Here is a 13,242-nt window from a genome sequence, read left to right as displayed (position 1 = left end):
GTGCTTTGGAACACTAGCCCCATGCCGTCCGACGCCCCGCCCATCGTCGCCGTGGTGGGGGCCACCGCGGCGGGCAAGACGGGGCTCTCCCTGGACCTGGCCGAGCGCCTCGACGGCGAGGTGGTCAACACCGACGCGATGCAGGTCTATCGGGGCATGGACGTGGGCACCGCCAAGCTTCGGGAATCCGAGCGCCGCGGCATCCCGCACCACCTGCTGGACCTGATGGAGGTCACCGAGCCGGCCAACGTGGCCCGCTTCCAGACGTTGGCGCGCACCGCGATCGCCCAGATCCGGGGACGGGGCCGGACCCCGGTGCTGGTCGGCGGCTCGGCGCTCTACACCCGCGCGGTCCTGGACCGGTTCGAGTTCCCCGGCACCGACCCGGTCGTGCGCGAGGCCCTGAACGCCGAGCTGGAGGAGCTGGGCTCCGCGGCGCTGCACCGCCGGCTGAGCGAGCTGGACCCGACCGCCGGCGCCAAGATGGAGGTGGAGAACGGTCGTCGCGTGGTCCGCGCCCTGGAGGTCATCGCGCTCACCGGCCGTCCCTACAGCGCCTCCCTGCCCACCCTGGAGTACGTCGACCCCCGGACCGTGCAGATCGGCGTGGACATCGACCGCCCCACCCTGGACCAGCGGATCGCCCAGCGGGTGGCCCAGATGTTCGCCGAGGGGTTCGTGGCCGAGGTGGAGCGGCTCCAGGCCCAGGGTCTCGCCCAGGGGCAGACCGCCTCGGTGGCGATCGGCTACCGCGAGGTAGCGGCGTACCTGCGCGGCGAGATCGACCTCGAGACCGCCCAGGAGCGGACCGTGTTCGCCACCCGGCGGTTCGCCCGGCGGCAGGACGGCTGGTTCCGCAAGGACCCCCGCGTCTCCTGGGTCAGGTTCGACGACCCGGCGCGGGTGGACCGTGCCCTGGAGCTGGTCGCCGCGCTCTGACCGGCGGCACGAAAAGAGGGGCGGCCCCATGGGCCGCCCCTCAATTTCCCTCCCCAGGACCAGGGCGCAAGACCGGGACCGACTGGTCGACACGGGCTTACTGGCTGGAAACTTACTAAGAGGTAACCGGTGCTGGGAAGGGCGCGGGCGGCGAACTTCGTGAACTGCACAGGGGCCCGCGCTGTGCCACAGTGGCTCGCGTGGCCACCATCTTCTACACCGCCTCCTCCGTCGACGGCTTCATCGCCGATCCGGGGAACTCGTTGTCCTGGCTGCTGACCCGGGACGTGGACCCGACCGGCCCGATGGGCTTCGAGGCCCTCCAGCCCCGGATCGGGGCCAGCGTCATGGGGGCCACCACCTGGCAGTGGCTGCTGGACCACGACGAGGTGGGTGCGCTGGGGGAGGCCCGGACCTTCGTGCTGAGCCACCGGGCGTTCGACCTCCTCGACGGGATCACCTTCACCAGCGCCGACGACGAGGCGGCCCTGCGTGAGGTGCACGCCGAGGCCGTGGCCGCGGCCGAGGGCCGGGACGTGTGGCTGGTCGGCGGGGGTGAGCTGGTCGGCCAGTTCGCCGACCTCGGGCTGGTCGACGAGCTGTGGGTGCAGTACGCGCCGGTCGCCCTCGGCGGTGGCGCACCGCTGCTGCCGCGCCGCCTGGAGCTGAGGCTGGAGCAGGTCGAGCGCAACCGCGACTTCGCCGTCGCTCGCTGGAGCGTGCTGAACAGTGCGACACTCACCCCGTGACGTATCCGTTCCTGAAGGGCCACGGCACCGAGAACGACTTCGTGCTGCTGCCCGACCACGAGGGCACCGTGCACGGTGACCTCAGCCCGGAACGGGTGCGCGCGCTGTGCGACCGCCGCGCCGGCCTCGGCGCCGACGGGGTGCTGCGGGTGCTGCGCACCCACGCCATCAACCCCAGCGACGGCGAGTGGTTCATGGACTACCGCAACTCCGACGGGTCGCTGAGCGAGATGTGCGGCAACGGGGTCCGGGTCTTCGCCCGGCACCTGGTCGAGGAGGGTCTGGCGGACCCCACCGACCCCATCCGCATCGCCACCCGGGCCGGGATCAAGGTGGTCACCGTCGACGGCGACCTGATCACCGTCGACATGGGCTCGCCGGAGGTGCTGGGGGAGTCCCAGGTCTCGGTCGGCGACCGGTCCTGGACCGCGGTGCACGTCGACATGGGCAACCCGCACGCCGTGGCCCTCGTCGACGACCTGACCGACGCCGGCCCGCTGCTGGTCCCGCCCACGCACGACGAGGCGGTCTACCCCCAGGGCGTCAACGTGGAGTTCGTGGTCGGCTTCGCCGGGTCCCACATCGCGATGCGGGTGCACGAGCGCGGCTCGGGGGAGACCCGCAGCTGCGGCACCGGCGCCTGCGCGGCGATGGTCGCCTCCGCCCTCCGGGACGGCGCCCCGCGCGGCACGACGTACGCCGTGGACGTGCCGGGCGGCACGCTGCACGTCACCTGGACCGAGGACGACCGGGTGCTGCTGACCGGTCCGGCGGTCCTGGTGGCCAGGGGCGAGACCGACCTCTAGCAATCCTCCTATGCTGCCCTCCATGGACATCTCTGGAGCCTCAGCACTGGTCACGGGTGGGTCGTCGGGCATTGGGGCCGCGGTCTGCCGTCAGCTCGCCGCCAAGGGCGCCCGGGTGGTGATGGCCGACCTCAAGGACGACGGCGGGCAGGCGCTGGCCGACGAGATCGGCGGCGTCTTCGTGCACGTCGACGTGACCGACACCGCGCAGCTCCAGGCCGCCGTGCTGCGGGCCGCCGAGCTTGGTCCGCTGCGGGTGCTGGTCAACTCCGCCGGCATCGGCTGGGCCCAGCGCACCGTGGGTCGCGACGGCGAGTTCGGGTCCGCGCACGACCTGGACGCCTACCGTCGCGTCATCGAGATCAACCTGATCGGCACCTTCGACGCGATCCGGCTGGCCGCCACCGCGATGGGCCGCACCGAGCCGCTGGCCGACGGCGAGCGGGGTGCCATCGTCAACCTGGCCTCCGCGGCGGCCTTCGACGGCCAGATCGGCCAGGCGGCGTACTCCTCCTCCAAGGGCGGCGTCGTCGGGATGACCCTCCCGGTGGCCCGCGACCTCTCCGCGATCGGCGTCCGGGTCAACACCATCGCCCCCGGGCTGATCGACACCCCCATCTACGGCGAGGGCGAGCCGGCGGAGGCGTTCAAGGCCAAGCTGGGCGAGTCGGTGCTCTTCCCCAAGCGACTCGGCGTCCCCGACGAGCTGGCCAGCATGGTCGTCGAGTGCGTGACCAACTCCTACCTGAACGGCGAGACGGTCCGCGTCGACGGCGGCATCCGGATGCCGCCCAAGTAGCACGGGACTAACGGGTGAGCCACCGGTGTTCTGGGTACGTCGATTAACGAGTCGCATCAGCCGCGACGCCGACCTACCCTGAAGGGCATATGACGAACGCACGCGACTTCTCCCTCGCCGACGAGCTGGACGCCACCAAGACGTGGGACGGCGACTCCGCAGCTCCGGCCGAGGACGACGACTTCGAGTCGGGCTACACCGTGGTGAGCCCCGACGACCCGGACCCCGAGGAGCTGACCGGCGGTCAGCAGGACCTGGTCGAGCGGCACGCGCTCAAGCGCGTCGCCGGGCTGTCCACAGAGCTCGAGGACATCTCCGAGGTCGAGTACCGCCAGCTCCGCCTGGAGCGGGTGGTGCTGGTCGGAGTGTGGACCGAGGGCACGATCGCGGACGCCGAGAACTCGATGGCCGAGCTCGCGCTGCTCGCGGAGACCGCCGGCTCGGAGGTCCTCGACGCCATCTACCAGCGCCGCCAGCGCCCCGACCCGGCGACGTACATCGGGCGCGGCAAGGTCGACGGGCTGCGCGAGATCGTGGCCGCGTCCGGCGCCGACACCGTCATCTGCGACGGCGAGCTGGCGCCCAGCCAGCTCAGGAACCTCGAGGATCGGCTCAAGGTCAAGGTCGTCGACCGGACCGCGCTGATCCTCGACATCTTCGCCCAGCACGCCAAGTCCCGCGAGGGCCAGGCCCAGGTCGAGCTCGCCCAGCTGAGCTACATGAAGCAGCGCCTGCGCGGCTGGGGCGGCAACCTGTCCCGCCAGGCCGGTGGCCGGGTCTCCGGCGGTGAGGGCATCGGTGGCCGTGGCCCCGGTGAGACCAAGATCGAGACCGATCGTCGTCGGATCAACGACCGCATCGCCAAGCTCCGCCGCGAGCTCAAGGCGATGAAGGGCACCCGCGACAACAAGCGGGCCCAGCGTCAGCGCAACCAGATCCCGAGCGTCACGATCGCCGGCTACACCAACGCCGGCAAGTCCTCCCTGCTCAACCGGCTCACCGACGCCGGGGTGCTGGTCGACGACTCGCTGTTCGCCACCCTCGACCCCACCACCCGTCGTACGACGACCGCGGACGGCCGCGTCTACACGATGAGCGACACCGTCGGCTTCGTCCGGCACCTGCCCCACCAGCTGGTCGAGGCGTTCCGCTCGACGCTGGAGGAGGTGGCCGACTCCGACCTGATCCTGCACGTGGTCGACGGCTCCCACCCCGACCCCGAGGGGCAGCTGGCGGCGGTCCGCTCGGTGTTCGCCGAGATCGACGCCGGCGACGTGCCCGAGCTGGTGCTGATCAACAAGGCCGACGCCGCGGACCCGATGGTGATCGCGCGCCTTCGTCAGCGCGAGCCGCACAGCGTCGTGGTCTCCGCCCGCACGGGGGAGGGCATCGAGGACGCGCTGAAGGTCATCGAGCACGAGCTGCCCCGACCCGAGGTGGACTTCACGGTGCTGCTGCCCTACGGACGTGGCGACCTGCTCAACCAGCTGCACCAGCACGGCGAGATCGACTCCCTGGAGCACACCGAGCACGGCACCCTGATCCACGGCCGTGCGCACCCGGACCTCGCCGGCGAGCTGGATGCCTACGCGCAGTGAGCCGGTGAGGCTCGGCGGGACGAGGCGGAACCATGAGGCGGCCCGAGTCGTTGGTCCCTGAGGTCGCCCCCCGATTGGGGGCGGCGTTGCCGCCTGAGGAAAGATGCGTCGCATGTCACGTGGTGCCTGGATCCGCTTCCTTCTCGTCCTCGGTCTGCTGGCCGGCTGTGCGGCGCTCGCCCTCAACAAGGAGCCCCGCCTCGGCCTGGACCTGAGCGGAGGGACCTCGCTGACGCTGCAGACCTCGGACTCGCCGTCGGGGGTCAAGGCCAACGCCGAGAACACCGACCAGGCGGTGGAGATCCTGCGCGGCCGGGTCGACGCCCTGGGCGTCTCGGAGCCGACCCTGGTCCGCTCCGGCGACAACCGGATCCTCATCGAGCTGCCCGACGTGCAGGACCCCGACCAGGCGGTGGAGACCATCGGTCGCACGGCCCAGCTCACGGTGCACGCCGTCGTCGCCGGCGGCCTCGCCAGCGCGGACGTCAAGCCCAGCAAGAAGGGCGACATCGTGGCGCCCAGCGACCAGGGCGACATCCTCGAGCTCGGTCCGGCCGTGCTGGAGGGCAACGACATCACCGGCGCCGACGCCACCCAGCCGCAGAACTCGACCCAGTGGGTCGTCGACGTCGACTTCTCCAGCAAGGGCTCGAAGGCCTTCGAGAAGCTCTCGGCCGCAGCCGCCTGCGCCACGGGCGACCAGAAGCGCATCGCGATCGTCCTCGACGGTGAGGTCATCACCTCACCGCAGGTCACCGTGCCCTGTGGCTCATCCATCTCCAACGCCACCCAGATCGAGGGCGGCTTCTCCCTGGAGGAGGCCAAGAACCTCGCCATCCTGATCGAGGGCGGCGCGCTGCCGCTGCCGGTCGAGATCATCGAGCGCCGCACCGTCGGCCCGACCCTGGGCGACGCTGCCATCGAGGCCTCCTGGAAGGCCGGGATCGTCGGGCTCATCCTGACCGGGCTCTTCATCATCGCCGTCTACCGCTTCGTGGGCTTCCTGGCCACCATCGCGCTCACCTCGTACGCGCTGCTCGCCTACGCCATGCTGGTGGGGCTGGGCTCGACGCTGACACTTCCTGGTCTGGCCGGTTTCGTGCTGGCCATCGGGATGGCGATCGACGCGAACGTGCTGGTCTTCGAGAGAGCCCGGGAGGAGTACGAGGACCAACCCTCGGCGGGGCTGCGCCGCGCCCTCATGGTCGGCTTCAACAAGGCGTGGAGCGCGATCATCGACTCCAACGTCACCACGCTGCTCGCGGCGGGCCTGCTGTTCTTCCTCGGCTCCGGGCCGATCAAGGGCTTCGGTGTCACCCTGACCATCGGTGTCGTGGCGTCGATGATCTCCGCGCTGATCATCGCCCGCGTGCTCACCGAGCTGGGGGTGAGCAACAAGTGGGTGGCCCGCCACCCCAAGTTCACCGGCATCGGCGACATCGGTCGAGTGCGCAAGTGGCTGGAGGAGAAGAACCCCAACCTCATGATCCGCCGGGCCCTGTGGCTGGGGATCTCGGGTGTCGTGATGGTGGTCGCCCTGGCCGGCATCTTCATCCAGGGGCTCAACCTCGGGGTGGAGTTCACCGGTGGCCGGGTCCTGGAGTACTCCACCACCAAGACGCTCACCGCCGACCAGGCGCGGGACGCCGTGGAGGACGCCGGCTTCCGCACCGCCACGGTCCAGCTGGCCGACGAGGACAAGATCAGCGTCCGCACCGGCGAGCTGACCGACGCCGAGGCCAAGGACGTCGCCGCGGCGATCGACGAGGCCGGCGGCGGGGCGACCCTGGAGCGCGACGAGGTGATCGGGGCCTCGCTGGGTGACGAGCTGCGCAACAAGGCGCTGATCGCCTTCGGCGTGGCGTTCCTGGCCCAGCTGGCCTACCTGGCGTTCCGGTTCAAGTGGACCTTCGGCCTGGCCGCGGTGGCCGCGATGTTCCACGACGTCGTCATCGTGGTGGGCCTCTTCGCCTGGCTGGGCAAGCCCATCGACGGCATCTTCCTGGCGGCCGCGATGACCATCATCGGTCTCTCCGTCAACGACACCGTGGTCGTGTTCGACCGGGTGCGCGAGCGCTGGCAGTCGTCCAAGCCCGGAGAGCTGTTCACCGACCTGGCCAACAAGGCTGCCCTCGAGACGCTGCCGCGCACGGTGAACACCGGTCTGGGCACGATGTTCATCCTCGGTGCCCTGGCGCTGATCGGCGGCGACTCCCTGCAGGACTTCGCCATCGCCCTGCTGGTCGGTCTGATCGTCGGTACCTACAGCTCGGTCTTCACCGCCACCCCGATGGTCACCTACCTGCAGGAGAAGTGGCCGATGACCAAGGAGAAGAAGGTGCGCGTCGAGCGCGCGCCCGACGACTCCGGCGCCGTCATCTGAGCTGTCGGCAGGCAGGGATAGTGTGCTCGGGTGCCTGATGTCCCCGTTGAGAAGGAGCCCCACGACACCTCCCGGGTGACCGAGGTGCTCGGCGCTGCGGTCACGGCGCTCGGCGGTCAGGAGCGCGCGGGGCAGGTGCAGATGGCTCAGGCCGTCTCCACGGCCATGCACGACGGCCGGCACCTGCTGGTCCAGGCCGGCACCGGCACCGGGAAGTCGCTGGCCTACCTGGTCCCGAGCCTGCTGCACGGGCAGCGCGTCGTGGTGGCCACCGCCACCCTGGCGCTGCAGCACCAGCTGGTGGAGCGGGACATCCCGCGGCTGGTGGAGGCGGTCGGCGACCGGCTCGACGCGTCGTACGCCGTGCTCAAGGGTCGTTCGAACTACGCCTGCCTGCACCGCATCCGCGAGGGCGTCCCGGACGACCAGGGCGTCCTGGTGGACGTGCCCGAGGGCACGATGGGTGCCGAGGTGCTCAAGCTGCGGGCCTGGGCCGAGGAGGAGGTCGAGAACGGCGGCACCGGCGAGCGGGACAACGCGCCGCGGCACAACGACCGCCTGTGGCGCCAGGTCAGCGTGAACCACCGCGAGTGCCTCGGCGCCGCGCGCTGCGCCTTCGCCGCCGAGTGCTTCGCCGAGCGCGCCAAGGAGAAGGCCCACAAGTCGCACCTGATCGTCACCAACCACTCGTTGCTGGCCATCGACGCCATCGAGGGGGTCCCGATGATCCCCGACTACGACGTGGTGGTGATCGACGAGGCCCACGAGCTCACCGCCCGGGTCACCCAGGCCGCGACGGACGAGCTGGCGGTCAACGACGTGGAGCGGGCCGCGCGTCGGGCCAACAAGTACGTCGCGGATCGGGGCGGCGCCAACAGTCCCGCCGACGACCTGGCGGACGCGGCGGACGCGCTGGCGGACGCGCTGGCGATGACGCCCCCGGGTCGGATCGACCAGCGCACCGACCAGCTCTCCGACGCCCTGGTGCTGGTGCGCGACGCGGCGCGGGCGCTGGCCTCGGCCTTCGGCAAGGAGGAGGGCGGCGACGTGGACGCTGCCCGCACCCAGGCCAAGGGCATGGCCCAGGAGGTCTTCGCCACCGCCGAGCGGATGGCGGCGGGCAAGGACTCCGACGTGATGTGGCTCAACGAGGCCCGGGACCGGATCCCCGCCCGGCTGGCGATCGCGCCGCTGCAGGTGTGGGGCCAGATGCGGGACCGGCTGCTGACCGACAAGACCGTGGTCTTCACCTCGGCCACGCTGATGCTGGGGGGCGACTTCAACACCGTCGCGGGCAGCGTCGGGCTCAAGCCGTCCGAGCGGATCGACACCGGTGCGCCCGAGGTCGAGGCCGAGGGTGCGCTGCCGTGGCAGGGCCTCGACGTGGGGTCGCCGTTCGACTACGGGCGCCAGGGCATCCTGTACGTCGCCCGCCACCTGCCGCCGCCGGGACGCGACGGGCTGGGCAAGGCCCAGCTCGACGAGATCGTGGAGCTGATCGACGCGGCCGAGGGACGCACGCTGGGGCTGTTCTCCTCACGGCGGGCCGCCGAGACCGCCGCCGAGGCGGTGCGCGAGCGGCTGCCGCACCTGACCACCCTGGCCCAGGGCGAGGCGCAGCTGCCGGAGCTGGCGCGGCAGTTCGTGGAGGACCCGCACACGATTCTCTTCGGCACGCTCAGCCTCTGGCAGGGCCTCGACGTGCCCGGCGAGACCTGCCAGCTGGTGCTGATCGACCGGATCCCGTTCCCGCGGCCCGACGATCCCCTGATGAGTGCTCGGCAGCGCGCGGCCGACAAGGCCGGGGGCAACGGCTTCATGCAGGTTGCGGCCACCCACGCCGCCTTGCTGCTGGCCCAGGGTGCGGGGCGGCTGATCCGCACCACCACCGACCGCGGCGTGGTCGCGGTGCTGGACCCCCGGTTGGCCACCGCGCGGTACGGCGGCTTCCTCAAGGCGAGCCTGCCGCCGATGTGGACCACGACCGACCCGCAGGTGGTGCGCAAGGCGCTGACCCGACTGGCCGGCGGCTCGGGTCAGTAGCCGAGGATCTGGTAGTCCCGCCGGTACATCGCCTCGACCATGCTGCGCAGCGAGTCGGAGACCTCACGGGTGCTGCCAGGGGAGCCGGTCTGGTTCTGGGCCACCGTCGGCACCGCCGGTGCGCCGACGCGGCGGCAGACCTCGGCGAAGTCCTCGTCGAAGGTCTCCAGACGTCCCACGAAGTCGACCTGGCTGAGGTCGATGAGCCGGGTCTGCAGCGCGAGGTGCTGGTCGGTGCCCGGCACCTGGCCGAGGTCCTGGTCGGCCACCCAGCGGGCGAACTCCTCGACGTCCTGCATCTTGCGGTGCGTGGGCTCGTCGAAGTGGAAGTAGTTCATGTCCACGACCTTGTTGTGCCAGGCCGAGACGAACCGGTCCAGCGGATCGCGGACGAAGGCGAACTTGAAGTAGTCCTCGAACACGTCGATGGGATAGCGGATCCGCATCGCGTGGTCCACGTCCAGGGGCACCCCATGGGTGGTGAAGTGGTGGCGGATCGTGCGGGTGGCCACCTTGGCCACTCGGAACCAGATGAACCGGTGCTCGTGGCCCACGGTGAGGTTGTAGCTCAACGGGGAGAGGCGGCGGGACGCGCCGCTGTGGCGGTCCAGTTCCTTGAGGAGCGTCTGGCTCTCGTCGGTCAGCTTGAACCGGTCGTCAGGCTTGGTGCGGAACTGCTCGGAGGAGAGGTCGGCGGGTTCGGCATCTCGTCGGCTTCGTCGCACCGCCGTGAGATTACACGACCCGCCGCCTCGTCTCCGGAGTGGCGAGGGCCCCTGGCTCAGACCCGTCGCAGGACCGCGGTGACCTTGCCCAGGATGGTGGCGTGGGTCCCGTCGATCGGCTCGTAGGCGTCGTTGTGGGGGAGCAGCCAGACCTGGCCGTCCTTGCGCTGGAACGTCTTGACCGTGGCCTCACCGTCGATCATGGCGGCGACGATCTCGCCGTTGGAGGCTTCGGGCTGCTGCCGGATCACGACGTAGTCGCCGTTGCAGATCGCGGCGTCGATCATCGAGTCACCGGAGACCTCGAGCAGGAAGAGCGTGCCGTCGCCCACCAGCTGCTGCGGGAGCGGGAAGACGTCCTCGACGCGCTCCTCGGCCAGGATCGGGCCACCGGCGGCGATCCGACCGACGACCGGCACGTAGCGGGCGGCCGGCGCGGCGTCGCCGACACCGGTGGGGTCGAAGATCGTCTCCTCGTCGCTGCTCATGGCGCGACGGGCCGCCATCACCTCGGGCAGGAACACCTCGAGAGCCCGGGGCCGGTTGGGGTCGCGCTTGAGGAAGCCCTTCTCCTCCAGCACCTTGAGCTGGTGGGCCACGCTGCTGGAGCTGGTGAGGCCGACCGCCTGGCCGATCTCGCGCATGCTCGGCGGGTATCCACGCTGCTCGATCGCGTCCTTGATGGTGGAGAGCACCCGCTGCTGCCGCGGGGTGAGGCCGGTGGCGTCGGGAGGGCCGTCGGGCAGGGCCACGACCTTGCCCTTGGTCTCGCGCGGGTTGGCCATCCGGTGTCCTCCTGGTGTGGTGCGATCTCGGTGGTCTCACCGTAGTCGGCACCGGACCGGAGTTCAAACACCTGTTCGAACGGCGTGTTGCCTCGGCTCTGGTTGCCTCAGGTCTGCGGGTGCCACTCCCAGGTCACCACGTTGAACTTGGTGCGGAAGCCCAGGTCGACGTACACCTGGTAGCCCTCGTCGTTGGAGAGCACGGTGGCGGTCAGCGCCTCGGTGTGCGCGGCTCGGTTGAGCATGGTGGCGCACAGGGCCTTCGCGATGCCCCGGCCCCGGGCGTGCTCGCTGGTGCTGACGTTGGCCAGCATCACGCTGGTGCCGCGGCGGTGCATGGTGCTGGCGCCCAGCGGTTCGCCGGTGACCAGGCTCCGGGCGATGAAGAACTGGGTGTCGGCAGGGTCGAGGGTGTCGAGGAACTGCAGGTGCTCGGCCTCAGTGCCTCGGGGTAGGCCGAAGCCGGAGAACAGGATGGAGCTGACGGGTTCGAGGTGGTCGGGCCAGGCGACGTCGATGTAGACGTCGTCCGGGGTCCCGGGATCGACGGTCTCCTGCAGCGCCAGGTACATCGCCGGGCTCTCGCGAGGCACCATGCCGGCCTGCGCCAGGGCTGCCTCCAGCGCCGGGGTGGTGGTCTTGGGGGTGGTGACCCACCGGAACGGGAGTCCGCGCTCGAGGTAGGGCCCCAGGAGCGCTGGGACGCGGGTCGGCACGTCACGCGCCGAGATGCGCGCGTGCGTGATCACGTTGCCCGCGGGAAGAGGCAGGTGCGACCAGTACAGGAGTGCGTCCGGCTCGTGAGTGGTCTGGAAGACGGGGGAGAGGGACATGGCCTGCTGGAGAGCTTCGAGGTCTGCCTCGATGATCGCCATCGGCGTGGTCAGCGTGTCTCGCATGCGGGAGACGCTAGGGGGGCTGCCTAGACAGTTGCATGCCTCAAACTGATGACATCGAGGTGATCCGCTGGGCAACGCCGGCTTTGTGGTGCATTTTCCCCGCTTTCGCGGAGCATCTGCGCTCAGCGCGTGAGAACCGGGCGCGCTTCGAGCACGTCGAGGGGTCGTGGGGGGCCGCGACACGCTCGAACACTTGTTCGCACAGATGCTTGATTCATTCGAACATGTGCTCTAACTTCGTACATGTGTTCGATCGAACGTCTGATCGACTCCTCGTAGTCCAGCAGATCAGGACTGTCGGCGGAGATCACTAGACATGAGATCAACACAAGCCAACCGGCTGAACACTTCCCCCGGAGGTCCCCATGAGCACCATGACGCTGAACCCCACTCGCGAGCTTCGCCTCGGTCGTGACCTGCCTGTGGCAGCCCGTCAGGCGCCGGGGTCCACGGGTGTGCGCCTGACGCGTCGTGGGCGAGTGGTCGTGGTGGCCGCGATCCTGCTGACCGTGCTGGTCGCCGGGGTCTTCTTCGGTTCCCGCTCGGTCGCGACGGACGAGGCTGGCACGCCGGCACCCACCGAGGTCGTGATGGTGGGCCAGGGGGACACCCTGTGGGGGATCGCGTCGGAGATCGCCGTCGACGGCGACGTTCCCAGCGTGATGTCGGAGATCAAGCGGTTGAACGCGCTCGACTCCGGGATGCTCACCCTGGGGCAGAAGCTGCGCATCCCGCTCGCTGACTGACCCGTGCTGCGCGCCCGCGCGGCCCCATGGATCCACAACTGAATAGCTTCCACCGCTCGCTTCGACCCCGAGCGGTGGATAGGGGAAGACGAGGGGCGGGCTCACGCGCTGAGCCCGCCCCTTGAATTCGCTACTTGCGAGAGATCCGCCTTCCGCCCGGCGGGCGAGGTGCGGCCGGTTTCGGCGGCTCCGCAGTCATCTCGATGGTGTCGGCCGGGGTCGTCGCAGGGTCGCTCGGCGCCGGCTTGTTCGGCGAGGAGCTGAAGCCCAGTGCCGACGACAGGCGAGTGGCGAGCATCAGGCCCACGAAGAGACAGGCCGCGGCGCCGATGGAGGCGAGCACCAACAGTGCCCAGCCGCCGCCACTGCCCGACCTGGCGGCGCTGCCGAAGTCGATGGCGGCGTACACCAGGTACCCCCACGCGACGACGCAGGCGGTGATCCCCCGGCGTACCCCACGACCTTCGGGTCGATGGACGAGGCAGAACGCGTCGAGGAAGGTGTTGCCCGTCTCGATCCTGCCCGCTTGCCCGTCGCCACGCCGGCCATTGTGTCAGGCCCGGCCAGCGAGGTCGGTACCTGTTGCCCGGCGCGGTCCAGACCGATTTTCCTACCCGATATTGGGTCTGACCTGCACGTTTGTCAGAAGGCGCTCGGGCGTCGGAAACCCGTGGCCCCAGAAAGGCGGTTCCGCTTGCCAAGCGTTGTGCCAGGGACGTACGGTTACCACTACATCTAGTAGTTACACCGTTGTGGTTCTCCACATCTAG

At 70.2% G+C, this 13,242-nt stretch carries 12 protein-coding genes; 8 read left to right on the top strand and 4 right to left on the bottom strand.

Features of this window, described 5'->3' with window-relative positions:
- Window positions 1–21: 21 nt before the first annotated feature.
- The 7 genes from miaA to C0R66_RS14585 all read left to right on the top strand — a co-directional run bounded on the left by miaA (window position 22) and on the right by C0R66_RS14585 (window position 9,317).
- Window positions 22–939, top strand: a complete 918-nt coding sequence (gene miaA, locus C0R66_RS14615) for a tRNA (adenosine(37)-N6)-dimethylallyltransferase MiaA (RefSeq protein WP_101525325.1) — start codon at window positions 22–24, stop codon at window positions 937–939.
- Between the two features lie 200 nt (window positions 940–1,139).
- Entirely contained in the window at window positions 1,140–1,688 is a 549-nt protein-coding gene (locus tag C0R66_RS14610; protein ID WP_101526272.1) for a dihydrofolate reductase family protein, read from the top strand.
- Complete coding sequence (gene dapF / locus C0R66_RS14605) at window positions 1,685–2,494, top strand: diaminopimelate epimerase (protein WP_101525324.1); 810 nt, start codon at window positions 1,685–1,687, stop codon at window positions 2,492–2,494. Before C0R66_RS14610 ends, dapF begins: the two co-directional genes overlap by 4 nt.
- 22 nt (window positions 2,495–2,516) lie before the next feature.
- Entirely contained in the window at window positions 2,517–3,293 is a 777-nt protein-coding gene (locus C0R66_RS14600) for an SDR family NAD(P)-dependent oxidoreductase (protein WP_101526271.1), read from the top strand.
- 89 nt (window positions 3,294–3,382) lie between these two features.
- Window positions 3,383–4,891, top strand: a complete 1,509-nt coding sequence (gene hflX, locus C0R66_RS14595; RefSeq protein WP_101525323.1) for a GTPase HflX — start codon at window positions 3,383–3,385, stop codon at window positions 4,889–4,891.
- A 112-nt stretch (window positions 4,892–5,003) separates the two neighbouring features.
- Window positions 5,004–7,274, top strand: a complete 2,271-nt coding sequence (secD, locus tag C0R66_RS14590) for a protein translocase subunit SecD (protein ID WP_101525322.1) — start codon at window positions 5,004–5,006, stop codon at window positions 7,272–7,274.
- Window positions 7,275–7,304: 30 nt separating this feature from the next.
- Complete coding sequence (locus tag C0R66_RS14585) at window positions 7,305–9,317, top strand: ATP-dependent DNA helicase (protein ID WP_241901458.1); 2,013 nt, start codon at window positions 7,305–7,307, stop codon at window positions 9,315–9,317.
- Here C0R66_RS14585 and C0R66_RS14580 read toward each other — a convergent pair.
- The 3 genes from C0R66_RS14580 to C0R66_RS14570 all read right to left on the bottom strand — a co-directional run bounded on the left by C0R66_RS14580 (window position 9,311) and on the right by C0R66_RS14570 (window position 11,726).
- Complete coding sequence (locus tag C0R66_RS14580; protein WP_101525320.1) at window positions 9,311–10,042, bottom strand: sulfotransferase family protein; 732 nt, start codon at window positions 10,040–10,042, stop codon at window positions 9,311–9,313. The two genes, C0R66_RS14585 and C0R66_RS14580, sit on opposite strands and share 7 nt — an antisense overlap.
- Before the next feature lie 56 nt (window positions 10,043–10,098).
- A complete protein-coding gene (gene lexA, locus C0R66_RS14575) occupies window positions 10,099–10,827 on the bottom strand; it encodes a transcriptional repressor LexA (RefSeq protein ID WP_101525319.1) in 729 nt (242 codons plus the stop codon).
- Between the two features lie 107 nt (window positions 10,828–10,934).
- A complete protein-coding gene (locus C0R66_RS14570; RefSeq protein ID WP_101525318.1) occupies window positions 10,935–11,726 on the bottom strand; it encodes a GNAT family N-acetyltransferase in 792 nt (263 codons plus the stop codon).
- Between the two features lie 365 nt (window positions 11,727–12,091).
- On the opposite strand from C0R66_RS14570, the gene C0R66_RS14565 reads away from it, so the two are divergent.
- Window positions 12,092–12,472: a LysM peptidoglycan-binding domain-containing protein gene (locus C0R66_RS14565; RefSeq protein ID WP_101525317.1), complete on the top strand. Its 381-nt coding sequence runs from the start codon at window positions 12,092–12,094 to the stop codon at window positions 12,470–12,472.
- Between the two features lie 130 nt (window positions 12,473–12,602).
- Here the strand turns inward: C0R66_RS14565 and C0R66_RS14560 are convergent, their stop codons facing one another.
- Complete coding sequence (locus tag C0R66_RS14560; RefSeq protein WP_101525316.1) at window positions 12,603–12,881, bottom strand: hypothetical protein; 279 nt, start codon at window positions 12,879–12,881, stop codon at window positions 12,603–12,605.
- Between the last annotated feature and the right edge of the window lie 361 nt (window positions 12,882–13,242).

The organism is Nocardioides houyundeii (assembly GCF_002865585.1).
Classification (GTDB): Bacteria; Actinomycetota; Actinomycetes; order Propionibacteriales; family Nocardioidaceae; genus Nocardioides; species Nocardioides houyundeii.
This window is presented reverse-complemented; position numbering and strand designations above follow the sequence as displayed.

Excerpts from the sequence above, each read along its gene's own strand:
- lexA (WP_101525319.1), bottom strand. The coding sequence starts at position 10,827 with ATGGCCAACCCGCGCGAGACCAAGGGCAAGGTCGTGGCCCTGCCCGAC.
- C0R66_RS14565 (WP_101525317.1), top strand. The coding sequence starts at position 12,092 with ATGAGCACCATGACGCTGAACCCCACTCGCGAGCTTCGCCTCGGTCGT.
- C0R66_RS14600 (WP_101526271.1), top strand. The coding sequence starts at position 2,517 with ATGGACATCTCTGGAGCCTCAGCACTGGTCACGGGTGGGTCGTCGGGC.
- hflX (WP_101525323.1), top strand. The coding sequence starts at position 3,383 with ATGACGAACGCACGCGACTTCTCCCTCGCCGACGAGCTGGACGCCACC.
- C0R66_RS14570 (WP_101525318.1), bottom strand. The coding sequence starts at position 11,726 with ATGCGAGACACGCTGACCACGCCGATGGCGATCATCGAGGCAGACCTC.
- miaA (WP_101525325.1), top strand. The coding sequence starts at position 22 with ATGCCGTCCGACGCCCCGCCCATCGTCGCCGTGGTGGGGGCCACCGCG.
- secD (WP_101525322.1), top strand. The coding sequence starts at position 5,004 with ATGTCACGTGGTGCCTGGATCCGCTTCCTTCTCGTCCTCGGTCTGCTG.